The organism is Streptomyces sp. NPDC093111 (genome assembly GCF_040683955.1).
Classification (GTDB): Bacteria; Actinomycetota; Actinomycetes; order Streptomycetales; family Streptomycetaceae; genus Streptomyces.
On record NZ_JBFBNW010000009.1, the window covers coordinates 154,494 to 177,888 of the forward strand.

Genomic DNA, 23,395 nt, shown 5'->3' on the forward strand with positions numbered 1-23,395 from the left:
CGTCGGGCCCGCACGACCGGACCCCGGCAGCCGACCCGACAACCCACCCACCGCCCATCCGACCGACCGCGCAGGCCCGCCGACCCGGCAGGGCCTGCGCACAGCCCGCCGCCGGCCGACGGCGTTGCACCCGGCCGGCGGCGGACGGGCCGTCTACTGTCTGCCTGTGGGCCAGACCGACCAGCGCGCCGAAGGCGCGGGACCGTTCACCACCCGCCTCACCTGGCATCCGCCAGGCGGCGGGACCGCCACCTGGGAATCCAGGCCCGCCCGCCGCCGAGGGCTCATCACCGTCCACCCACCCGGCACGGCCGCCGCCCATCGCGACCCCGCCGACGCCTCCGTCCTCACCCGGCTGCGCAGACTCAACGCGATCGCGGCCACCGCCTTCGTCATCGGCGGGGCACTCTTCACGACCGGCGCCGCGATCGCCCAGTTCGGCTCCGGCGACGCCACCACCTGCGCCTCGGTCTACTTCGCCGGCGGCCTGTTCTTCAACACGGGCGGCTACGTGTCCCTGCTCCAGGTCGTCAACGCCCCGCGCCACACACCCGGAAGGGAAGGCAGGCTGGTCGCCGGGAGGTGGCGGTGGTGGAGCTACGAACCGCTGCGGGTCGACTGGCTGAGCGCCTTTGTCCTGTTCGCGGGCACCCTGGTGTTCGCCGTCGACCTGCTCGACTCCTTCCTGCAGGGCCTGACCGTCCAGCAGACCAACCGGCTGATCTGGGCCCCCGACGTCATCGGCTGCGTCCTCTTCCTGGTCTCCGGTCACCTCGCGTTCGTCGAGATCTGCCACAGCCACCGGCCATGCGTCCGGCAGCGCAGCCTCGGCTGGTGGATCGTGGCCGTGAACCAACTGGGCTCGGTCCTCTTCATGGTCTCGGCTCTCGCCGCCTACACCCGCCCCGCGACCGGCAGCCTGATCAACACCGACATCGCCAACTGGGGCACCCTGACCGGCGCCCTCTGCTTCTCCGCCGGCGGCGTCCTCCAGCACTACGAGCGCCCCTGACCCCGCTGGGTGGGACGACGGAACAAAGGGGCCCGGCGGGCACCGTACGATGGTCCGTCGCCCGGCGCTCCGGCACCGGTCCCCACCGTTCCCGGTCCGACCGCCGAAAGCCGCGCGAGCGGTCATCACCCACACGATCGGAACCCGTCTGCGCATGAGTCACCTCACCACCGGACGCCGCACGTCCGCCGGCACCGCGCGCGACGAACCCGCCTCCACCGTCCGTTCCTGGTGGCGCGCGCTGCGTCGGACGCCCGGCACCATGTGGAGGGACGACATCACCGACTACGCCGCCGCCCTGACGTACTACGCGATCCTGGCGATCCTGCCGTCGCTCCTCGTCACCGTCCTGGCCTTCGCCCTGATCGGTCCGGACACCGCTCAGCGGTTCGTCGCCCACGTCACGCACTACGCCCCGGGGCAGTCCGGGCCGGAACTGCGCGATCTGCTCGACGGGGCCCTGGACCAGCACTCCGCCACCTGGACGCTGCTGGCCGCGGGCACGGTCAGCGCCGTGTGGTCGTCGTGCAGCTATCTGGCCGTCTTCCGGCGGGCGCTGCACCGCATGCACGGCGTTCCCGATCGCCGCTCCCCCTGGCGCAAGGCCCACCGCCTCCTCGTGACCGCCCTGGTTCTGCTCGTCCTCCTGGCCGTCAGTGCCCTCGTGCTCATCCTCAGCGGGTCCGTCGCCGGGAGCGTCGGCGCCGTGCTCCACCTCGACGCCGGTGTGCCCCTCGTCTGGGACCTCGTCCGGTGGCCGCTGCTGCTCTTCCTCGTCGCGGTCCTGGTCGTGGTCGTCTTCCGTACGGGGCCGCCGTCCGCCCGCCGCCGTCGCCACAGCCTGCCCGGTGGCGCCCTGGCCGCCGTCCTCTGGCTGACCGTCTCGGCCGGCTTCGCCCTGTACACCTCCGTGCTCGGCACCTACAGCCGTCTCTACGGGTCGCTGGGCGGCGTCGTCGTCTTCCTCGTGTGGCTCTGGCTGTCCAACCTCGCCCTGCTCACCGGTGCGCAGTTCACCGCCGAGCTTCAGCGGGGCGCTTCCTCGGAGGCGGGCGGCGCTACCGCCCGCTCCGCTACCGCGCCCGCGGCCCGGCGTCCGGCACCTGGGCGGCCAGCCCTGCCTCCCGGGCGTCGATGAGCTCGTCCCAGTGGTCCCGCGTCCACGCGCACGCCGCCTCCAACGGCCCCAGCAGGCCGCGGCCGAGCACGGTGAGGGCGTAGCCGCCGGGCTCCTCCCGTACGACGAAGCCGTCGCGCTCCAGTCCGCGCAGGGACTGTGTCAGGGACTTGGCGGTGATGCCGCGCAGGGGGACCTTGAGCTCGGAGAAGCGGCGCGGGCCTCCTTCGAGGCAGCGAAGGACCAGCGGGGCCCACTTGTCGCCGACGCGGAACGGCACCAACGTCGAGGGGCAGACGGGGTCGAACATCTCGGGGTCCAGAGGCGGTTGCGTCACGGTCGCCACGGTAGGCCGGTATCCGATCGGTAACCACCCCCTTCCTTACGCTCACCGGTATGACGAACAGCAAGGACAACGACAACGCCAGCGACCACGGCACCAGCACCCCGACCCGGCTCATCGTCTTCGGCGCCACCGGGCGCGTCGGCGGGGCCGTCGTCGCGGCGGCGCGGGCCCGTGGGATCGAAGTGACCGGAGTGGGACGGGTCGACGGGGAGGTGACCTCGGCGGCGGACGTGGCACGGCTCGCGGCGGGCCACGACGCGGCGGTGGTGTCGGCGTACGACGCCCAGGCGGTGCCCGGGGAGTTCTTCCCGGCCGTGGCGCGGGCGATGGCGGCGGGACTCCCGGAGGCCGGCGTGCGGCGGCTGGTGTCCGTCGGGCTGGCCTCCGTACTGCCCACGGCGGACGGGACCCTGTTGATGGACACGCCGGGATACCCGCAGGAGTGGCTGGCCTTCTACGTGGGGCACGGCGCGGGCGACGAGGCGCTGCGGGCCGCCGCGCCTGAGGCCCTGGACTGGGTGGTGCTGTCCCCGGCCGGGGACTTCGACCACGAGCGCGTCCCGGGCGACGCCGACGGCTACGCGTACGGCCCCGCCGACGCCGACAGCCGGATCACTCTGGCGGGCTTCGCCGAGGCCGTCCTCGACGAGGCCACCGCCCCCACCCTGCACGCGGTCCACGCGGGGGTCACGGAGACGACGACCTCGTGACCGCCGAGCCGGCGCCTCCTCCTCCTCGGCGTTCCGACACCGAGCCCGCCGCCGAAACGGGGGGCACGGCAGGTGCTTCGGGCGCCTGCCGTGCCCGAAGCGCCTCGCGGGCCGGCACGCGATCGTGCGCGCCGGCCCGCGGGCCCGGCCGCTAGGGCCGGAACGGGAAGCGGTACGAGTCCACGTAGCCGGGGGCCGGGGAGCCGACGCCCGTGACCGTGTCGTAGCCGCGGACCGCGGCCAGGGAACTGTCCTTGCCGAGGCTGCGGACCGAGGTGACGAGGCCCTCGGAGGCATCCGTGCCGTTCGCGAAGTCGTTGCGGGCCACGGCGAGGTCACGGTCCTTGCCCAGGGGGTGGTCCGTGACGTCGTGGAACAGCGGGGAGCCGTAGCGGGCGTAGATGCCGGGGTTGGCGAAGCCGATCGGCCGGTGCCGGGCCTGCTGGGCCAGGGCCTGGAGGCCCGCGACGACCGGGGCGGCGAGCGAGGTGCCGCCGATGCGGTACTCGTCGTACGACACCGAGCCGTCGGCCCAGGTCTGCGTCTGGCCCACCAGGAAGCCGGTGTTCGGGTCGCCGACGGCCGCGATGTCGGGGACCGTGCGCATGCGGGCCGCGCCGGTCGCCTTGGCGAGCGCGTCGGGTACGACGCCGCGCTGGTAGGCGGGCTGGTGGACGGTGGCGCTGGTGCCGCCGCCCGCTCCGCTGGTGTACGCGCCGGGGAAGCCCGTCCAGGCGGAGCCGTCCGCGGCGAGGGGGGCCTTGAGGGTGCCCCAGCCGGTCTCGAACTGGTAGCGGTCGTTCTTGCCGACGGCGAGCGAGGTGCCGCCGACCGCCGTGACCCAGGCCGAGTTGGCCGGGGTGTCGACCTGCTTCGTGCCGGTGTTCGCGACCTCGTCGCCGTTGTCGCCGGAGGAGAAGTAGAAGCCGATGCCCTCGACCGCGCCCAGCTTGAAGGTGTGGTCGTAGGCGGCCGCGATCTCCGGGGTCTCGTTGGCCTCGATGTCGCCCCACGAGTTGGAGACGATGTCGGCGAGCCGCTTGTCGACGATCTTGTTGAGGGCGTCCAGCAGGTCGGGGTCGTTGCAGGAGGCTCCCGCGACGTAGACGACGTCGGCGTCCGGGGCGACCGCGTGCACGGCCTCGACGTCGAGGGTCTCCTCGCCGTACCAGCCGGACGCGTCGCAGTCCTCGGTGTGCGTGTACTCGGCCGGGGTGACCTGGCGGAGCTGCCGGGCGCGGTACGCCTTGTCGCCGTTGCGCGCGGCGTACGTCCGCGCGTCCGCCGCGATGGTCGGGCTGGCGTAGGCGTCGGTGATGGCCACGGTGACGCCCCGGCCGGTGTAGCCGCCGGCGCCGTAGGCGGCGCGCAGCTGCTTGCCGGTGTAGCCCTTCACCGCGTACGGGACCTTCGCACCGTAGGCGTCGGGGAGGGAGGTGGCGGTGTTCGACCCGTAGTAGCTGGAGAACGGGCCCGCGTTGCGGAATCCGGCGCCCGGGCCGGGCAGGGTGTCCTTGTGCGTGGCGCGGTGCGGGGCGTTGTCCAGGCCGGTCACCGTCAGCACCGCGTGCGCCAGGGCGCCCGGCGCGGAGGGGGTGGTGGTGGGGGCGCGGTAGACGGCCGCGCCCTTGCGGTAGTCGTGCAGCTGGGTCGCGAACGCCTGCTGGGCGGCGGCCACGTCACCCGAGACGGCTATGTAGTGCTCGTTCGTGGCGGTCACGGTCAGGCCGGCTCCCCGGAGCCACCGCGTGACGGCCTTGACCTGCGCCGGCGTCGCGCCGAAGCGCGCGCGCACCTGCTCGGGCGTCAGGTAGGCGCCGTAGCGCGGCGACTTCGGGTCGGAGACCGCCTCGGCGTACGCCGTGAGGCCCTGCGGGTCCCGTCCGGCCAGGTAGACGCGGGCGTCGACCCGCGCGGACCGTGCGGTGCCGCCGCGGTCCGCCTTGTCGGTGGCCCAGCCGGGGCGGGCCCCTTCCAGCGCCACCCGGCCGGCCGGGACCGGCGTCGGGGCCTGCGTCGGGGCCTGCGCGGCCTGCGCGGACGGAATTCCGACGGTCAGTGCGCCGGCGAGCAGCGGCAGGGCCGCCGCCATGCCGATCGATGTGCGCCGTGTCGTACGGCTGCTTCCCATGTCGTCCCCTGTGGTGAGGCGTTCGCGTGCCGCGCCTGGAGCGCGGCGGTACGGCGCCACTCTTGTCAGGATCAGTTCACGTAGGGGGAAGGGAGTGATCAAAAGAGGTCAAAGAGCTTTTAAGGAAAGGGAATTGAGAAGCCCGGAGTCGCAGGCGCGAAACGCGCGTACCTCGGTGGGGCGTGGTGGGGCACGGCGGGACGGCGATGGCCTCGGCGGGTCTCCGTGGGTCTCCGGGGGTCTCCGGGGGCATCTCCACCCGTACCTCCACCCGTGGGTGCAGGTGTCACGAGGTGATCGTCACGATGCTGGACCCATGACTCTCACCGACTGGCTCGTCGATATCGCGCTCATCCTCGTCGTCTTCCGGCAACTGCGGGAAGGACGGCTGGGGCCCAAGTCCTACCTGATCCCGCTCGGGATCGTGGCGTTCTTCGCCTCCCAGTACCTGGACGGCATACCTACGGAGGGCAACGATCTGGTGCTCATCGGCGTCACGGCCGGTGTGGGCGCGGCGCTCGGCGTCGCGGGTGGCGTGTTCACCCGGATCCGCGTCCTGAACGGCAACCTGATGATCAAGGCCGGGGCGATCTCGGCGGTCCTGTGGGTGCTCGGCATGGGCTCCCGGCTGGCCTTCCAGCTGTGGGTCGACCACGGGGGCGCGGATGACGTCGGCAGGTTCAGCCTCGCGCACCGGATCACCGGCGAGCAGGCGTGGGTCACCGCGCTGCTCCTGATGGCGGTCGCCGAGGTCGTCACCCGGCTGGCCACGATCTTCGTGCGCAGCCAGAGGGTGGCCCGTGCGACCCGTACGCCGCGGCCGGAGGTGCCGAGCTCGCAGCTCACCGGCCGGCTCAAGTGATCATGGCGTATCGTCACAGCATGCCACTGAGGAACCTGCGGATTCCCGGCAACGCCGAGAAAACCGGGACCGGACTCACGGAGCGTAGCCGGATCGCTCCGTGGGTCTGGGCGACGGTCCTCTTCGTCGCCCAGATCCTCACCCTCCGGCCGATGGGCCTGAGTGGCCGTGGTCTCGCCGTGGCCCTGCTCTTCGTCGTCAACTTCGCCGTCTTCGCCCTGCGGCTCGTTCCCCGGCGACTGCTCCCCGACCGTGTCCTCCTGCCTTTGCTGGTGGTCGGGGTCGTGGCGGCGGCCGGCCTGCTGGCCGTCGCGGACACGGGGACGGCCTCGCTCTTCGCCTTCTTCCTCGCCGCGCACATCGGCTACCGGCTGAGCGTCAAGCCGGCCACGGTGCTCGCGGTGACGCTGAGCCTGCTGTGCGGCGCCGCTCTGGCCTTCCGCGCCGATCCGGGCCAGCACGGGCTGCTCTTCATGGCCGGGCTGTCGACCGGCGCCCTCGTCCTGGCGGGCATGTCGGGGCGGAGCCGGACCCAGGCGGTCGAGGCCGCGATCGCGGCCGCCGCGTCGGCCGAGCGGGCCGCCCGCGCCGAGGCCCGGACGCTGGTGCTGACCGAGCGGAGCAACGTGGCGCGCGACGTCCACGACGTGCTCGCGCACTCCCTGGCCGGCATCAACATGCAGCTCGAACTGGCGGACGCGCTGATCGAGGTCGGTGATACGGAGCGGGCCCGGCAGGCGACCGCCCGGGCGCAGAGCCTGGTGAGGGAGAGCCTGAAGCAGGCCCAGTGGACGGTGCGGGCGCTGCGCGAGGAGGACCTGCCCCTCCTGGAGAGCCTCACCGCCATGCTGGAGTCGTCTGGGCATCACCAGGCCCTGACGGTGACCGGAACGGTGCGCGAACTGCCCACGCGGACCGCGCACAACCTCCTGCGGATCGCGCAGGAGGCCCTGACCAACGCGACGCGCCACGCGCCGGGCGGCCCGGTGCGCGTGACGCTGGCGTACGAGGAGAAGACGACCACTTTGAGCATTGTCAACGGGCCGGCGACACTGCCAGTGTCCGCGGGTACGGGCAGCCGAATGGGGAGCGGTATGGGGCTGATCGGCATCCGCGAGCGCGTCGCGCTCATGGAGGGGACGGTGACCACGGGTCCCGTGCCGTCCGGCCCTCAGCGGGGGTACTGGAAGGTCGAAGTGGTGGTTCCGGCATGACCGGGGCGGCAGCGGGCGCTCCCCCGATCAACGTGGTCATCGCCGACGACCAGGCCGCCGTGCGCGAGCCGCTCGCGATGGTCCTCGCGCTGGCCGGGGACATCAACGTCGTCGCGACCGCCGCCAACGGACGCGACGTGCTGGACATCGTCGCCGAGGAAACCGTCGACGTCGTCCTGATGGACCTCCGCATGCCCGTGATGGACGGGACCGAGGCGACGCGTCGGCTGAGCGAGGCGCACCCGGACGTGGCCGTGGTGGTCCTCACGACGTTCGCCGACGACGACTCGATCATGGCGGCGCTCGCCGCGGGTGCCCGTGGCTACCTGACGAAGAACGCGGGCCGTGAGGACATCGCCCGAGCGATCCGCGCCGCCGCGGCCGGCCAGTCGGTCCTGGACAACGAGGTGCGCACCCGGCTGCTCGCCGCCGTGACCGGGGCGCCGCGCTCCGCGCCGGGCGAACCCCTGCCCGAGGACCTGACCCCGCGCGAGCGCGAGGTGCTGGCCCTCATCGGGCAGGGACTCCCGAACCGGGCGATCGCCGAACGGCTCTTCATCAGCGAGGCCACGGTCAAGACGCACATCAACAACCTGTTCGCCAAGGCCCGCATCCGGGACCGAGCGGATGCCGTGCGGCGGGCGATCGCCGCCGGCCTGGCGTGAACGACGCTGCCGTGCCGACCCGGGGCCGTCCCCGCCGGGCGGAGGCGGGCGTGATCGCCGCGCCCGGCGGGGTCAGCTCGTGCGGGCGGCGCGGCGGAGGCGGGCGCGGGCCGGGTCCTGGGCCGGGCGGGTGGGCGCGGCGGGGTGGTCGTGCGGGGCGCGGCGGACGAAGAGGGTGACGGAGACGCCCTCGGTGAAGCCGTTGCGCCGCATCATCGCGGCGGACGCCTCGTTGCTGCTCTCCACGTCGGTGATGATGCGCGAGGCGCCCGCCGCGAAGAGGGCGTCGCAGCAGTGCTCCACCAGCGCGCTCGCCACGCCGCGGCCGCGGGCCCGCTCCTCCAGCGCGATCCACTCCAGGTAGCCCCAGTCCTCCCGTTCGTCGTACGAGAGGGAGCCGAGGACGAAGCCGAGCAGCCCCTCCTCGTCCCGGGCGACCCAGCAGGCGTCCGGTTGGGCGTCCCAGTGCCCCGCCACCGAGGACAGCGACCACGAGGTGTACGGCATCGCCTTGACGTCGTACACCCGGTGTCCGAGGTCGAGGACGTCGTGGAGGTGGACCAGTTCCAGCGGGACGATCTCGGCTGCGTTCTCACCCATGGAAGCGATGATGACACGACCGGACGGACGACGTACCGGCCGTCACGCGCTGCGATGGCGAGGGCCGGTCGCGCGTCCTAGGCTGGGGAAACGTACGCAGGACGCCCATGCCGAAGGGTGAGTGACGTGAGCGCTTCCGAAGACGGGGCAGGCGGACGCGAGACCCGGGTGGGGCCCGTCCCCAAGGGGGAGCCGGAGTTCGAGCCGTATCACCATCCCGCCGCGGGCTGGGGTGCCGCCAAGAGCGTGACCCGCTTCATGGCGCGCGAGGGCACCCTCGTCGACGGGCCCCGCGCCGTCCTCCGGATGAACCACGAGAACACCGGCTTCGACTGTCCGGGCTGCGCCTGGCCCGACGACACCAAGGGTCTGCACCTCGACATCTGCGAGAACGGCATCAAGCACGTCACCTGGGAGATGACCCGCAAGCGCGTCGGGTCCGAGTTCTTCGCCTCCCACTCGGTGAGCGAGCTGTCGGGCTGGAGCGACTACGACCTGGAGAACCAGGGCCGGCTCACCGAGCCGATGGTGTACGACCCGGGGACCGACCACTACGTCCCCATCAGCTGGAAGGACGCCTTCGAGCTCGTCGGGAGCACCCTGCGCGGGCTGGGCTCCCCGCACGAGGCGGCGTTCTACACGTCCGGCCGGCTCGGCAACGAGGCCACGTTCCTCTACCAGCTGATGGCCAGGGAGCTGGGCACCAACAACCTGCCCGACTGCTCCAACATGTGCCACGAGGCCAGCGGCCGGGCCCTCACGGCCTCCCTCGGGACCGGCAAGGGCACCGTCGACCTCAAGGACTGGGAGACCACCGACGCCCTGTTCATCATCGGGGTCAACGCCGCCTCCAACGCGCCCCGCATGCTCACCGCCCTCGCCGAGGCCCACAAGCGCGGCGCCCGCATCGTGCACGTCAACCCGCTCGTCGAGGCCGCCGCCACCCGCGCCATCATCCCGCACGACTTCCGGGACATGGCGACCCTCCACTCCACGCGCACCAGCAACCTGAACATCCAGCCGCGCATCGGCGGGGACATGGCGCTGCTGCGCGGCATGGCCAAGGCGATCCTGGAGCAGTCCTCCGCCGATCCCAAGGCCCTGGACCGGGAGTTCATCGACCGGTACACCGCCGGCTTCGACGAGTACCGGGCCGCGTGCGAGAGCGCGTCCTGGGAGGAGATCGAGCACCAGTCCGGCGTGGACCGCGCCGCGATCCTCCAGGCCGCCCGCGTCTACCGGGAGGCCGACCGCTCGATCGTCAGCTGGTGTCTGGGCGTCACCCAGCACGAGCACGGTGTCGACACCGTACGGGAGATCGTCAACCTGCTCCTGCTGCGCGGGAACCTGGGCCGCGAAGGCGCCGGCCCCTCCCCCGTCCGCGGCCACAGCAACGTCCAGGGCAACCGGACCTGCGGCATCGACCACCGTCCGGCCGCGGCGTTCCTCGACCGGCTCGGCGCGGTCTGCTCGATCGACCCGCCCCGCGAGCACGGCCTCGACACGGTGGGCACCATCCGGGCCATGCACGACGGTGACATCAAGGTCTTCGTCGGCATGGGCGGCAACTTCGCGCTCGCCGCGCCCGACACCCCGTACACGTACGAAGCGCTGCGGCGGTGCGAGCTCACGGTCCAGGTGAGCACCAAGCTGAACCGCAGCCATCTCGTGCACGGCCGGAAGGCCCTGGTCCTGCCGTGTCTGGGCCGCACCGAGAAGGACGAGCAGCGCGGCGGGACCCAGAGCACCTCCGTCGAGGACTCGATGAGCATGGTGCACCTGTCCGTCGGCATGAAGCGGCCGGCCTCCCTGCACCTGCTCTCCGAGCCGGCCATCGTCGCCGGGATGGCGCGCGCCGCCCTGCCCGACAGCGCGACGCCGTGGGAGTGGTACGTCGAGGACTACGACCGGATCCGCGAGACCATGGCCCGGGTCCTGGACGGGTTCGAGGACTTCAACCGGCGGGTCCGGCTGCCGCTCGGATTCCGCATCAAGCAGCCCGCGCGCGAGCTCGTCTTCCTCACCCCGTCCGGGCGCGCCGAGTTCTCCGCGGCGCCCTTGCCCGACGTGGTTCCCGAGCCCGGCACGCTCGCGCTCGGCACGATGCGTTCCCACGACCAGTGGAACACCACGATCTACTCCGACAACGACCGCTACCGCGGCATCAAGAACCTGCGCACGCTCGTCTTCATGAACGAGGACGACATGCGGGAGCGGGGTCTCGCCAGGTTCGACGCCGTCGACATCACCAGCACGGCGAAGGACGGCAGCCGGCGCGGCCTGCGCGGCTACCTGGCCGTCCCGTACGACATCCCGCGCGGCTGCGCCGCCGGCTACATGCCGGAGATGAACGTGCTGTGCGCGCTGGGCGATTACAGCACGCAGAGCGACCAGCCGATCATGAAGCACGTCAAGGTGACGATCACGCCGGCGACCTGACGTTCCCTCACGAGCACGTGTCGGCCCGGCTGTTCGCCCTTCCCGACCCGCCGATGCCTGGCAGGATGCGGCGGCATGGGGCGTGGGTTGTTGCGGGCCGGGGTGGGGCTGAGTCTACTGGTGGGCTTCGCGGGGCTGGCCTGGACGGGGGTCGTGCTCGGGCGGGGCGGGCTGGACGCGGGCGACACGGCCGGGGTGCTCTCCTTCGGTGCCGGGCTCGTCAGCATGTTCCTCGGGGGTGCCTCGTTCTGGGCGGCGCTGGCCGCGCTGCGCGGTCAGCGGGACCCGGAGTCGGTGGCCCGCCGGCTCGCCCTCCAGGTCGCCGTCGAGGCCGAGCGACGTTACGCGGCCCTCCTGGGAGGGGACCTCGGGGGGCTCGTCGACCTGGAGTGGACGGCACGCCTGTCGGGGGCGATCGGCTCCACCGAGCCGCTGACCGGGCGGCTGACCGGCCTTGCCACGTTCCAGCGCGGGCTGCTGCCCGGTCGCCTCGTCGTCACGGGGCGCACCGCCACCGGGCGGCCCACGGACGCGGGGACGGGCAAGACGCTGACGGCGACCACCCTGCTGCTCGCCCTGTCCCGCGACCGCTCCCCCGGCGACCCGGTGCCGGTGCCGCTGTCCGCGGCGGACTGGCCGGACACGCCGCTGCGGGACTGGGTCCGTGACCAGCTGGTACGCGCCTGGGCTCTGCCGCCGGCCGAGGCGGAGCTGCTGCTGCGGGCCCACCTCGTACTGCCCGTGATCGACGGCGTCGACGAGGCCGACTCGGCCGGGGTGCCGGGTCCCGGCTCCCGTTCGGCACGGCTGGTCGAGGCGGTGAACGACTTCCAGGGCGCGGGGACGCGCGCGGCGGTGGTGTCGACCTGCCGGGCCGATGCCTACGCCGCCCTGGACCGGGCCGGTGCGGCAGCCCGTACGGTGGCCGTGGTGGAACTCCAGCCGGTCAGGGCCTCGTCGGCGCGGGAGTACCTGAAGAACAGGGTCGCCGACACCACGCCCGATCTGGCGAGGTGGCAACCGGTCCTCGACGCGCTCCAGCCACCGGCGGGTTCCGGTGCGCCTCCTCAAGCACCGCCCTTGCGGGCGGCGTTGAACACACCGTGGCTCCTGACGCTCGCGGCCACCGTGTACGCGCGTCCGCGTGGCGGCGTCGCCCCCGACCCGCGGCAGTTGCTGCTGCACGCGGGGGCCGGAACCCTGCGCGAGCATCTGCTGAACCGGTACCCGGCCGCCCTGGTGGCGACGGCGCCCGCGGGCAGCCGCACGGCCCGTCTCGATCCCGCCGCCGCCTGGCGCAGGCTCCACGTGCTGGCCGCCTATCTCGACGACGGGACCGTCAATCCGGACGACGACCTCAATCTGACCGGTTGGCGGTTGTGGCCCATCGGCGGCGCCACCCGTGTCCGACGGATCGAACTCGCCCTCGTCGCCGTCCTCACCGCCGCCCTCGTCCTCGTGCCGACCGTACTGCTGGGCAGCGGCGTCCTGCCCCTCGCGGCCGTCGCCTGGGTCGTCCTGATCGGTCCCGGAGTGCTGGTGCGCCGACAGCCGTCGGCTCCTGCCGCCACCGGACTCGGTCTCCTGCGGACCTCGGCAGGCCGCCGGTCGGCCGCGCTGCGACTGGCCGCCGCCATCGCGCTGACCTGCGCGTCATGGGCCGTCGTCGGCCTGGTCCCCGCCGTCGCCCTGGGTGCGGGGCTGGGTCTCGCCCTCCTGCTCGACAGCGCGCTCGCCGAGCCGCCCACCGCACCTCGCCGCCTGCTCCGCGACGACCTCGGGTGGTGGCTGACCCTGTGGGCCCTGACGGCCGGTGCGTTCGCCCTCCACCTCCGCCCCGGATTCGACCCCGGCACGGTTCTCGGGGCCTCGGCGGCCCTGTGCCTCGGCATGCAGCTGGCGTTGCTCGGGGACTTCTGGATCGGCCGGATCCGGGAGGGCGCCGAATTCCTGCGCAACCTCGCCGTCGGTCCGGCCGCGGCACCCGCCCTGACGACCACGCTCGCCGTGGGCGTCCCCGTCGCTGCCGTCCAGGGCATCGGAACGGCCGCCGTCACCGCAGTCGTACTCTTCCCCCTCCTCGCCGTGCTGGGACGCTGGACGCCGGTGACCGAGTGGCTGGCGGCCGGTGTCGCCTACCTCCTGTCGGGTGTGCTCGTCTTCTGCCTCTCGCTGACGAGCGGATGGGCGGGCGGCGCGTGGCTGCGGTACACCGCGATGCGCATCGCCATGGCGCGGCGCCTTCCCTACCGTCTCACCACGTTCCTCACCACGTGCGAAGAGGCCGGCCTGCTGCGTCCGGCGGGCCTGAGCCACCAGTTCCGGCACCGCCAACTACAGGACCACCTGGCCCGGTTCCCGGACCCGCCGTCCGTTCCCTGACCCGCCGGCGGGTCGCACCGCCCCACCGGACCGTGCTGCCGTCCACACCGGCGGCCTGGCCTTCAGGCCTTTCGGAGCAGGGTCAGGAGCTCGTTCAGGAGGGCGTTCAGGCGGGTGGGTTCGGGGAGGTCGCTCATGGTGATGACGGGTACGTTGGCGCTGATCGGCCGGTGCAGGGCGTCGTCGGCGATGTCCTTGAACCCTGCCAGCTTCTGGGCGTGGGCCTTGTCGGTGCGCTGCACGGTGAAGGTGTGCTGGGCCGCGACCTGCTTGAAGTCCTTGTGTCCGAAGACCGGCGGGACGTGGTCCAGGACGGCACGGATGAGGGCGGCGCAGGCGTACGGGTTGCCGGCGGCGTGGTTGCTGTTGAGCTCGCGGCAGAGGGCGAGGAGTTTGTGCGCCTTCCACGTGGTCCGGGCGGCCGCCGACTCCAGGTCGGTCAGGAGGCCGGCGTCGAGGTAGGGCGTCGGGGACTCGGCACGGGGGCTGTGGTCGGTCGGCGTCGTGAAGCGCGAGGGATCGGCCAAGGCGGGGACTCCGGGGTGCGGGAGGGCGGAGACGGGGTGTCCGGCGGTCGAGGCGGCTTGCGCGTCGACGAGCTCGCAGGTCCTGGCGACGTAGTCCTCGATGGTCTCGACGTCACGGAACCGCAGCACGCTGCGGTCGATCTCCCGCTTCCAGTCCCCGTCGGGAGACGTGACGCCGCTTCCGCTCCTGACTCCGGGTTCGTGGTCGAGGAGGTCGGGCAGGGCCCGTACGAACGACGGGGCGAAGCCGCGCTTGGCGAGCGCTGACGAGTCGAGGTAGGCCCGCGTGATCTCCGTGTGCGAGACGGGCTTGCCGCGGTAGAGCCGGATCATGAGCTTGAGGGCACGCACGAAGGGGTCGCCGAGCTCCTTCCGCAAGGCGGGCAGGACGAGGACGGCGGCGACGGTCAGGCGTACGCGGTCGTCCTCGCGCACCGGTGGGCGCATGAGGGTGGTGTAGCCGTAGCCGGCGGCGTACGGGGCGTCGAGTCCGATGCGCGGCAGGGACTGCAGCAGGACGTCGGCGTCGAGGTCCTTGAGGTCGAACTCGTGCCGGATGTGGGCCCACAGGGGCCATTCACCGGTCTTCAGCCAGGGCAGGGCGAGGCGACGAAGGAGGTCGTGCTGGCCCTTCGAGAGGTCGGTGGCGGCCATCAGCTTGTTCACGGGGGACCTCTCGTCACGGGTGCGTCCAAGTGGCCTTCTCCCCGGGGCTCTTGCCGGGCGGCGACTGGATCGGATGGGAGTGGATCACTCTATCCGTGCGGTCGGCCGGGTCGAGGGCGTGCGGCTCTCCCGGCGAGGGGGCGAGGTCCGCCGTCAGGGGCGTGGGGTGAGGAGCCGGTCGAGTTCGGCGGCGAAGAGGAGGGCGGGGTCGAAGTCCATGCCCGTGAAGTGGCCGGCGAGTTCCAGGGAGAGGACTCCGTGCAGACGGGTCCAGAAGATCAGGAAGCGGTGGAGCGCGCCGGGCGGGGCGGGGTGGTCCCCTGCCCACTTCCGGTGGGTCTCCAGGTGGGTGTCGAAGGGGGTGGGGGCGGTGTCCGGGGACAGGGCGTCCGGGACGGGCAGGGAGGAACCCGCGTCCAGGAGGGCCCTCATGATCTCCGAGGAGATGGCGGTGATGTCGTCGGGCGCGTGGTACCCGGGGATGGGCGTGCCGTAGACGAGGAAGTACCGCTGAGGGTCCGTCACCGCCCAGTCCCGCAGGACGTGGGCGAGGCCCGCCAGGTCGGCGCCGGGGGCGGCGCGGAGGGCGTCGGCGAGGCTCTGGTACGCCTCCCGTACGAGTTCGGTGATGAGGTCGTCGCGGCTGGCGAAGTAGCGGTAGAGCGCCGGTCCGCTCATGCCCATGCGCTTGGCGATCGCGTTCAGGGAGAGCGCGGAGGCACCCGCCGTGGCGATCTGCTCCCACGCGTGCCGGGTGATCTCGGCCCTGACCTGGGCCCGGTAGCGCTCACGCGGCGTGCCCGCTCCTGTCGGTGCCATGCCTGGCCGCCCTTCACTCTGCCGCTACAGCCTCATGGGGTGGTGAGAAGTTATCACGCAAGCGTTGACGGCTCACCGAGTCGAGCGTTACAACTTCTAACGAACGCTTGAGCATCTCCCGCCCCCGGGGGAGCTCATGTCGACGACCTGCGAGGAGAACCCCATGTCCCGCACCCGCGCCGCCATGCTGGCCGTCCCGCTCGCGCTCGGGCTCATGAGCGCCGTCGCTTCACCGGCCGGCGCCACCGGCGCCGCCGGCGCCGCCGCCCCCCTGTCCGTCCCGGACTCGTCCCTCACCTGCCAAGGGCGGGGTGTCGATCCGGACGCCCTCGTCCGTCACCGGACCGAGGCGGTCATCGCCGCCCCCTTGGCGACGGTCTGGAGGCTCCAGACCGATGTGGAGCGTTGGCCGTCGTGGCAGGGTCCGGTCGAGTCCGTCCGGCGCCTCGACCACGGCCCGCTCCGCGCGGGCTCGGCGTTCCGATGGACGATGCCCGTGCCGCCCAACCCCTCGACTCCCGCCACCAGCCTGGAGATCACGTCGACCGTCCGCCAGATCGAGCGCGGCCGCTGTATCCGCTGGACCGGACCCGCGATCGGCGAGGGGCTGCGCATCGACGGCGTGCACGTGTGGACGTTCACGCGGGTCAAGGGCGGGGTCCTGGTGCGGACCGAGGAGATCCACACGGGAGCCCAGGTCGAGGCGGACGTCCCTGTCGCGACCCGGCTGCTGCGCGAGGGCCTGGAGGGGTGGCTGCGCGACCTCGGGCAGGCCGCCGAAGCCCGGGGGTGACGCGAGGCGGCGGCCCACGCGGCTCGCCGTGGAACGGGCGGGCGCGCTGTCGGTGCCGCGCCCCGTCGGCCCTCAGCCCGGCTCCGACGGGTCCAGCGTGAGGATGAGGAGGGTGACGTCGTCCTGGATCCTGGGCGCGAAGCGGCTCAGGTCGGCCCAGATCTCGTCGGGCAGTTCGTCGAGGCCGACCCCGGTCATCCGGGCCAGACGCTCGGCGAAGGGGTAGAAGGCGCCGGCGGCGTCCCGTGTCTCCGCGACACCGTCCGACGCGAGGAGCAGCCGGTCCCCGGGCAGCAGCGTCACCGTGGCGGCGGTTCCGTGCATCGCGTCGGCGAGTCCGAGGCCCAGGGGTGGTCCGGGGTCGAGTTCCAGGGTGCTGACCGCTCCGCCGCGCAACAGGATCGGCGGCGGGTGGCCGCAGGCCAGGACGCGGACCTCCCGCCCGCGCGGCGCGAAGTCCAGGAGGACGGCCGTGGCGAAGAGTTCCGCGTGTTCCGTCCGCGCCGAGTCGACCACGAGCCGGCGGTCCAGCCGCGCCGCGATCGACTCCGCGTCGACGTCGTCCAGCACGGCCTCGCGGAACGCTCCCAGGACGGAGGCGACCGTCGCGACGGCCGACAGACCGTGTCCCTGCACGTCGCCGAGGACCGCCCGTACCCCGTGGGGGCCGGGCCGGACGTCGAAGAAGTCGCCTCCCACCAGCGTGCCGCGCTCGGCTGCGCGGTACAGGCTCGCGCAGCGGACGGGGCCGACGTGCCGTCGTACGTCCGGGACGATGGCCCGTTGGGCCGTCTCGGCGATGGTGCGTTCCAGGTCGAGCTGTTCGTCCCGGCGCCCGCGCACGAAGGAGACGAACACGCTCAGGGTCGCGACGAAGCCGAGGGTGAAGAGGTCGGTGTTGCCGGGCCGGTCCAGGTGGAAGACGGGAAGGGTCAGGAGCCCGATCGTCGCGGCGCCGAGCAGGGCGGTGGCCAACGGTCCGTAGGCCAGGACGGCCAGTGGGGGTACCGCGCCGAGCAGGAAGCCGATGTCCACGGGGACGGAGTCGGTGGCGGAGGCCACTCCGACCGCGACGAGCAGCAGTACGGGCAGGATCCGCACCCAACGGGGCGGCGGGGCCCCACGCAGCCAGCCCCGCCGGGACGCGCCGGCCGCCGCCTTCCTTGGCTTCACCACACCACCAGGCTCCTATGCCGGAGGGTGCCGCGCACGCCACGGGCGTGGGCGCCTCGTGTCCGTGGGATGCCCACGGTCTCTCGCGCCCACGGGGCTTCCGGAATTCTCGCGGTCAGACGGGTGGCATCAGGTCGCTCTCGCTGACGGTGTAGGTCAGCGGAGGGTAGACGAAGTCCGTTTCGTTGTTCTCGCGGCGCCTGAGTTCGTAGAATTCACGTCTCTGTTCGTCGTCGGCGGCCATGAGGCGCGGGCCGTGCGGGAGGTACGCCTGCCCGTCGCGGAACCTGACGCGTGTCCGTGACGTCCGAAACGTCACGCCCAGCCATTCGTTTTCCGCCCTCCGATCCGGTGCGTCCAGCACGATCCTGTGCTTGAGCCGCCGATTCGACTCCACCGAAAACGCGACGAATCCGTTGTGCGTCAACGGGATCTCGCACCTCTCTTCTCCCTCCCCCTTCGATTCGAAGATCAGCTTCCTCGGTGGGGTCGACTCCGGGCGCCGATAGCAGGAGAAGACGGCGATGAACGACTCGTCGGCCAGGTCGAGGGCCTGGTCGGAGTGGCTGCCCATCTTCTTGTAGTCGTCGGTGTACTTCTCGATGAGCGCGTTGTTGAAGCCGATCGGGAACGCCGCCCATTCCTGGATCCGCTGTGCCAGCCGTGCGTGCACGGCCCGGAAGCGTTGCGCCGGGTTCGCGTATCGAGTCGTCGTGCGTACGAGCGGCACGCCGTGCGTTTCGTCGACCTTGGAAAGGACGGCGCCTTTTCTGCCTTTCCCCACGTCTTCCCAGCGGGTCGCGGCGGACAGTTCCGCGAAGAGGTCCTCCTCCGTCGGCAACGCGTACGAGAGGACCTGTTCCGAGATTCTAGGGTCGCGGGGCAAGGTAGTCCCCCGTGTTCATGCTGAAGGTGAATCCGCTTCCGTAGTCGATGAAGGACGATGTTCTGTTCTCCTCGGCGTACAGCCTGCGCAGATCGTCCATGCCGGCCGACGTCGGCGGCTCAAGCCTCGTCAGACCTCCGGCCCCCTTGAGGTAGGTGGCACCGTCCTTGTGGACGGCTTCGGCGTTCGAGCAGCGCACCACGTACCCCAGGCGGGTGGGGAGCAGCTCGGCGTCCAGTGTCGAGGGCCGGATCTCGTGCGTGTACAGGCGGTTCGTGGACAGCGGCATGAAGAACACGGAGCCGGGATGGAGGGTCAGGGTGAAGTGGGGAGGGAGGGCGGCCGCGTCCTGGTCGCCGGTCGTCGGTTCCTTGAGGTGGAAGCGGAGCCGGGTCAGGCCGCTGGTGCGCTTCACGCCGTGATCGAAGGGGTCGTCCCTCAGGGGCCGCAGCTTGTCCAGCCCGTCGTAGAAGGTGCAGAAGGCCATGATCCCGTTGGTGGGCATGTCCTTGGTCTTGTCGGCGTGGGACGAGATCCTGGCCTTGGACTGCTTGCGCTCGGCTGTGGCACCGGTGTTGCGGTAGATCTGCGCCAGGACGTGGTTCAGCGGCGCCTGGTCCCGGAAGACGGCCGCTGCCTCACGGTTCAGTGCCTCGACGATGTGCGAGTCGGTCGGGCGGAAGCCCTCCGTGGGACCCGAGAGGTTCGTGGAGCAACGGAGCAGGCGGAAGTGCAGGTCGTCGCCTTCTCGCGTGACGGGCGTCAGGTAGATTCCGCTGCGATGGGCCGTTCCGGGCTTGGTGGACTCCGTCAGGGACTGGAACGCGTGCTCCGCGCGGATCCGCCCGAAGTAGTCGGCGTCGTCTCCGCAGTAGTCGGTGTCGTCTCCGAAGAAGCGCCGGTAGTACACGCCGACGCCGTGTACGCGGATCGGGACCCGCCCGACGCCGACCGTGGTCCACGGTTCGTCGCTGTTCTCGCGATGGCCGTGTGACCGTTCCCGGATCGCGAACACCCGTGCCGCCGCTCGCAGTCGGTGCCGGTCGATCGCGGACAGGTCGCCGCACAGGTAGACCGTCCTCCCCGCGAGGTCGAGTGGACCGGAAGCAAGGTCCTCCGGCGTGATCACGGACCCGAAGAAGTCCCTCACCAGGTCGTCATCCCGCGACAGTTGGGGCGCGACCAGGATGTTGCCCGCGTCCTCGACGCGGGCCTCCGTCGACTCCTTCGCGTGCGCCGAACGGCCGGAATCCGACATGCGCTGACCTCTCGATGTTCTCTCGTCCGCCCCACTCGGCGGGTCGGTGCCCCGGGGGCCGGGTACGCACCGAGAAGTGCGTACCCGGCCCCCGGGCTTCCTGCGGTCCGGTCGGTCAGGGGCTGTAGTAGCCCGCGACGTCGGCCAGCAGGTCGATGGTGCCGCCGCGGTTGTAGAACGTGACCTTGCCGTCCTTCACCGGCACCACCACCAGGTTCGGCACCGTCTGGCCCGCGACCACGTTCAGGTTCGACGCGCTCGTCCGGGTCGTCCCGTACGGGTAGACCGACACGAACGTCGACGCCGTCGCGTTGGTCGCCGTCACGTTCAGGACCACCGCCGTCACACCCTCGGCGGGCACACCGCCCTGACCTGTGACCGTCAGGGTGACCGTCTGGTCGGCGGCGACCTTCGCCTTGGGAACGCCGGTGCCGTTACGGGTGTCCATCAGCCGGGCCGGGGTCACCGGCTCGTAGAGGGAGCCCGTGGTGCCGCTGGTGAAGTAGCCGGCGACGTCGGCCAGCAGGTCGATGGTGCCGCCGCGGTTGTAGAAGGTGACCTTGCCGTCCTTCACCGGCACCACCACCAGGTTCGGCACCGTCTGGCCCGCCACCACGTTCAGGTTCGACGCACTCGTCCGGGTCGTCCCGTACGGGTAGACCGACACGAACGTCGACGCCGTCGCGTTGGTCGCCGTCACGTTCAGGACCACCGCCGTCACACCCTCGGCGGGCACACCGCCCTGACCCGCGACCGTCAGGGAGACCGTCTGGTCCGCGGCGACCTTCGCCTTCGGTACGCCGAGGCCCGAGCGGGTGTCCATCAGGCGCGTCGGCGTCACCGGCTCGTACAAGGAGCCCAGTTGCCCCTGCCAGTAGTAGCCGGCGACGTCGGCGAGGAGGTCGATGGTCCCGCCGCGGTTGTAGAACGTGACCTTGCCGTCCTTGACGGGAACCACGACGAGATTGGGAACCGTCTGGCCCGCCACCACGTTCAGGTTCGACGCACTGGTGCGGGTCGTCCCGTACGGGTAGACCGACACGAACGTCGACGCCGTCGCGTTGGTCGCCGTCACGTTCAGGGCCACGGCCGAGACGGCGCTCGACTCCGGGACTCCGCCGCGTCCGGTGACCTGGAGGGTGACCGTCCCGCCCGGGCCGATCTTCGCCTTGCCGACGCCGGTGCCGTTACGGGTGTCCATGACCCGAGCCGGGGTCACCGGCTGGTAGCGGCCGGAGGCCAGCGAGTTCAGGCGGGTCAGCGCCACTTCTCCGTACTGGTGGCTGGCCCAGCCGGAGACCTCGTACTCGGGCTCGGCGGTCAGCGTCCAGCGGTACAGGCCGTCGGGCATCGGCTGCCCGGCCGAGTCCGTGCCGTCCCAGTTCGCCTCCAGCGCGCCGCGGACCTGCTCCCAGCTCTGCAGGGTGCGCGTGTGGGCGCCCGATTCGTTCACGAAGGTGAGGCTCCAACGCCGTACGGGCTTGTTGAACCACCACTTCCCCGACCACTTCTGCGGCGTGTTCGCCTTGCGGTCCAGGAGCCCGGTGGGCTGCTCGGAGTCGAGGACGAGGAGGTCCGGCGTCCGGGTGCCGCTCGGGGTCACGTGCGTGCGCTGCAGCTCGTCCACCCAGGCCAGATGGCCGCCGAAGCGGTCCACGGCCCAGCCGAAGCCGGGCCGGGCGTCGGCCGGACGGCCGATGGTCCGGGTGGTCCTGTCCTCGCCCCGCAGCGGGGTCAGCGACAGGGTGCCGGCCTGGGCGTGGGCCACGTAACCGTCCCCGAGGACCGCGGTGTCGTGGCCGGGCAGGGCGATGGTGGTCTTCAGGCCGAGATCGGTGACACCGGAGGTGGTGTCGCACTTCCAGTACGCGGAGTCGCCCCGTACCTGAAGGTCCTTCAGGCGGCAGTCGGCCAGCTTCGCCGAGCGCACGAGCGTGCCGCTGCGGATGTCCACGGCTTCGACGGTGCCGAAGGTCGCGCCTTCGGACCAGAGGGTTCCGCCCTCCAGCGCGGTCGCCTGCCCGAGGAAGCCGGGGCGGGTGAGAACGATCTTGCCGGTGTCGAGGTCCAGGACCTTCTGCCGGCCGAGCAGCGAGCGGAACGAGACGTACCGGCCTGAGGCCTCGACGTCGCCGACGATGCCCTCCTCGGTGTCCAGGACGGTGGTTCCGGGCATCTTCTGGCCCGCGGCGAGGACGACCAGGTCCTCCCGGCGGTTCTGGTAGACGACCCGCCCGTCGCCCGTCGGAACGAGCGTGGAGCAGTCGGGCTCGCGCCCGCACAGGTCGCCCAGGTCGCTGCCGCCGCGGTCCTGTGCCGGCTCGGCCGTGAGGGGCTCGGATGTGGAGAGCCGGGTGCCCTTCAGGCGGGGCAGCTCCCACGGGACCTGGTCCACGGAGGTCAGTTCGCCCTGGGCGACCGAGACGCGGTGGCGGGCGGTGGGGACCTGGGGAATCTGGTGGACCGTGTCGACCCGGAGCGCTCCCCCGTTGATCTCGTTCCGCAGCGCGTGGACGGTACGGAGGTTCTCGGCACCGAAGCGGACGGCCAGCAGGCGCCCGTCCGGGGTGAGCCGGATGTCCCCGCGCACCTGGGCGAGGACCGCGCGCCCCAGCCCGCCGTCCGTGCCGTACGCGATCAGCGTGGCCTCGTCGGGGTCGTCGGCCGAGCGGGTGATGAGGTTGTTGCCGACCATGCCGACCGGGGGCAGGGCCTCCGGCCAGTCCAACTCGCGGAGGGGGCCCTGGCCGCCGAAGATGTCGGCACCCCAGACCTGGATCCGCTTCTCCGGAGTGATGACGAAGAGGTAGTCGCCCGCGGCGGTCACGCTCTGCGCGTTCTCCGGTGTCCACATGCCGAGGGATTCGGCCCGGACCCATGCCTTCCGCTTCGCCCCGTCCAGCTGGTACGTGAGGAAGAAGCCCTTGGGGTTGTCCCCGCTCATCACCTTGATGTCGGTGGTGCCGGGCCGGAAGCCCCAGACCGTGCGGTCCTTGGCGACTCCGCCGACGGCCGACAGCGCGTGGACGGCGACGACCGCGTCGTCCCGGTACTCCTGGGTGATGACCTCGTTCCCCATCACCGCCGCGAACCGCTGGCCCAAGGGGATGGTGACCGTCGTCGTGACCCCGCCCAGGACGTCGGTGAAGTCGACCCTGTCCTCCGCGGCGTTCAGGCGGGCGATCAGATCGCGCCCGGTGCCGAAGAGCCGGTCCCCGTCCGGGTTCGCGTACGGGACGGCCGTTCCGCCGTTGTACGGGACCCACTTGAGGCCCGTCTCGGAGCCGCCCCTGAGGAAGCCGGTGGCACCGGTCAGCACCAGGCTTCCGGCGTCCGGCGCCGCGTGACGCTCGGACGGGATCACCAGCTCCGCCGGAGCCGAGGGTGCCGCTGTCGCCGTGCCCGCGCCGAGCGGTGACACGGTGGCCAGCGCCGCGGTGAGCGCGACGGCGATCGCCGCGATCCGCGCGCGGTGGCGCGTTCTCATGTGTCGCAAGATGAAGAGTCCTCCCCGAACAAGTCCGTGCGGAGGTGGAGGCCGCGCCCACGCGGGGACCCCCCGGTCCATACCCCCACCTGCCTCAACTGCCCTGACAGTAACAGTGGTCCGGTCGCACGACGCAGGGTGTTTCCTCGCGGACGCGTCTGCGTCGGGCCGCGCGGAGTCCCGGCCGGACGGGCTCACGCGTTCCCTGACGGGCGGACATGTCCCCTGACGGGCGGACGCGTTCCCAGCGCAAGGGTGTGGCGGGGGCCGGGCAGCGCGCCCGGCCCCCGCCGCGACTCCCGGCTTCC

The 23,395-nt window shown here is 72.1% G+C and carries 18 protein-coding genes; 9 read left to right on the top strand and 9 right to left on the bottom strand.

Features of this window, described 5'->3' with window-relative positions; genetic code table 11:
- The first annotated feature begins 166 nt into the window (after nt 1-166).
- Together AB0Q96_RS17585 and AB0Q96_RS17590 are read left to right on the top strand one after the other, a co-directional pair.
- Nucleotides 167-1,012, top strand: coding sequence for a hypothetical protein (locus AB0Q96_RS17585; RefSeq protein WP_365326310.1), 846 nt, complete (start codon nt 167-169; stop codon nt 1,010-1,012).
- 154 nt (nt 1,013-1,166) lie between these two features.
- Entirely contained in the window at nt 1,167-2,150 is a 984-nt protein-coding gene (locus AB0Q96_RS17590; RefSeq protein ID WP_365326312.1) for a YihY/virulence factor BrkB family protein, read from the top strand.
- Here the strand turns inward: AB0Q96_RS17590 and AB0Q96_RS17595 are convergent.
- On the bottom strand, nt 2,086-2,439 hold the full coding sequence (locus tag AB0Q96_RS17595; protein ID WP_365326689.1) for a helix-turn-helix domain-containing protein: 354 nt from the start codon (nt 2,437-2,439) through the stop codon (nt 2,086-2,088). The two genes, AB0Q96_RS17590 and AB0Q96_RS17595, sit on opposite strands and share 65 nt — an antisense overlap.
- A gap of 86 nt (nt 2,440-2,525) precedes the next feature.
- On the opposite strand from AB0Q96_RS17595, the gene AB0Q96_RS17600 reads away from it, so the two are divergent.
- A complete protein-coding gene (locus tag AB0Q96_RS17600; protein ID WP_365326314.1) occupies nt 2,526-3,185 on the top strand; it encodes an NAD(P)H-binding protein in 660 nt (219 codons plus the stop codon).
- A gap of 151 nt (nt 3,186-3,336) precedes the next feature.
- On the opposite strand, the gene AB0Q96_RS17605 is transcribed toward AB0Q96_RS17600, so the two are convergent.
- Nucleotides 3,337-5,316, bottom strand: a complete 1,980-nt coding sequence (locus AB0Q96_RS17605; RefSeq protein WP_365326316.1) for a S53 family peptidase — start codon at nt 5,314-5,316, stop codon at nt 3,337-3,339.
- A 316-nt stretch (nt 5,317-5,632) separates the two neighbouring features.
- Between AB0Q96_RS17605 and AB0Q96_RS17610 the strand changes: the two genes are divergently transcribed.
- The 3 genes from AB0Q96_RS17610 (at nt 5,633) to AB0Q96_RS17620 (ending at nt 8,057) form a co-directional block, all read left to right on the top strand.
- Nucleotides 5,633-6,178 carry a hypothetical protein gene (locus tag AB0Q96_RS17610; RefSeq protein ID WP_365326318.1) on the top strand — a complete coding sequence of 182 codons (546 nt, stop codon included), beginning with the start codon at nt 5,633-5,635 and terminating at the stop codon, nt 6,176-6,178.
- Between the two features lie 152 nt (nt 6,179-6,330).
- Nucleotides 6,331-7,392, top strand: a complete 1,062-nt coding sequence (locus AB0Q96_RS17615) for a histidine kinase (protein WP_365326690.1) — start codon at nt 6,331-6,333, stop codon at nt 7,390-7,392.
- Nucleotides 7,389-8,057, top strand: a complete 669-nt coding sequence (locus tag AB0Q96_RS17620; RefSeq protein WP_365326320.1) for a response regulator transcription factor — start codon at nt 7,389-7,391, stop codon at nt 8,055-8,057. The genes AB0Q96_RS17615 and AB0Q96_RS17620 overlap by 4 nt, the downstream gene beginning before the upstream one ends.
- 72 nt (nt 8,058-8,129) lie before the next feature.
- Here AB0Q96_RS17620 and AB0Q96_RS17625 read toward each other — a convergent pair whose 3' ends face one another.
- Nucleotides 8,130-8,657 carry a GNAT family N-acetyltransferase gene (locus AB0Q96_RS17625; protein ID WP_365326322.1) on the bottom strand — a complete coding sequence of 176 codons (528 nt, stop codon included), beginning with the start codon at nt 8,655-8,657 and terminating at the stop codon, nt 8,130-8,132.
- 126 nt (nt 8,658-8,783) lie between these two features.
- On the opposite strand from AB0Q96_RS17625, the gene AB0Q96_RS17630 reads away from it, so the two are divergent.
- Nucleotides 8,784-11,096 carry an FdhF/YdeP family oxidoreductase gene (locus AB0Q96_RS17630; protein ID WP_365326325.1) on the top strand — a complete coding sequence of 771 codons (2,313 nt, stop codon included), beginning with the start codon at nt 8,784-8,786 and terminating at the stop codon, nt 11,094-11,096.
- A gap of 75 nt (nt 11,097-11,171) precedes the next feature.
- On the top strand, nt 11,172-13,478 hold the full coding sequence (locus AB0Q96_RS17635) for an NACHT domain-containing protein (RefSeq protein ID WP_365326327.1): 2,307 nt from the start codon (nt 11,172-11,174) through the stop codon (nt 13,476-13,478).
- 62 nt (nt 13,479-13,540) lie between these two features.
- Here AB0Q96_RS17635 and AB0Q96_RS17640 read toward each other — a convergent pair whose 3' ends face one another.
- Both AB0Q96_RS17640 and AB0Q96_RS17645 read right to left on the bottom strand, forming a co-directional pair.
- Nucleotides 13,541-14,671: a hypothetical protein gene (locus AB0Q96_RS17640; protein WP_365326329.1), complete on the bottom strand. Its 1,131-nt coding sequence runs from the start codon at nt 14,669-14,671 to the stop codon at nt 13,541-13,543.
- Between the two features lie 153 nt (nt 14,672-14,824).
- Entirely contained in the window at nt 14,825-15,490 is a 666-nt protein-coding gene (locus AB0Q96_RS17645) for a TetR/AcrR family transcriptional regulator (RefSeq protein ID WP_365326330.1), read from the bottom strand.
- A 163-nt stretch (nt 15,491-15,653) separates the two neighbouring features.
- Here AB0Q96_RS17645 and AB0Q96_RS17650 point away from each other — a divergent pair, with 163 nt between their 5' ends.
- Nucleotides 15,654-16,283 carry an SRPBCC family protein gene (locus AB0Q96_RS17650; protein WP_365326332.1) on the top strand — a complete coding sequence of 210 codons (630 nt, stop codon included), beginning with the start codon at nt 15,654-15,656 and terminating at the stop codon, nt 16,281-16,283.
- Between the two features lie 72 nt (nt 16,284-16,355).
- Here AB0Q96_RS17650 and AB0Q96_RS17655 read toward each other — a convergent pair whose 3' ends face one another.
- The 4 genes from AB0Q96_RS17655 to AB0Q96_RS17670 form a co-directional block, all read right to left on the bottom strand.
- Entirely contained in the window at nt 16,356-17,459 is a 1,104-nt protein-coding gene (locus AB0Q96_RS17655) for a PP2C family protein-serine/threonine phosphatase (protein ID WP_365326334.1), read from the bottom strand.
- 112 nt (nt 17,460-17,571) lie between these two features.
- Nucleotides 17,572-18,342 (bottom strand): hypothetical protein, encoded by a 771-nt coding sequence (locus AB0Q96_RS17660; protein ID WP_365326336.1) that lies wholly within the window; start codon nt 18,340-18,342, stop codon nt 17,572-17,574.
- Nucleotides 18,326-19,600: a hypothetical protein gene (locus tag AB0Q96_RS17665; RefSeq protein WP_365326338.1), complete on the bottom strand. Its 1,275-nt coding sequence runs from the start codon at nt 19,598-19,600 to the stop codon at nt 18,326-18,328. Before AB0Q96_RS17665 ends, AB0Q96_RS17660 begins: the two co-directional genes overlap by 17 nt.
- A gap of 115 nt (nt 19,601-19,715) precedes the next feature.
- Entirely contained in the window at nt 19,716-23,087 is a 3,372-nt protein-coding gene (locus tag AB0Q96_RS17670; protein ID WP_365326340.1) for a FlgD immunoglobulin-like domain containing protein, read from the bottom strand.
- Between the last annotated feature and the right edge of the window lie 308 nt (nt 23,088-23,395).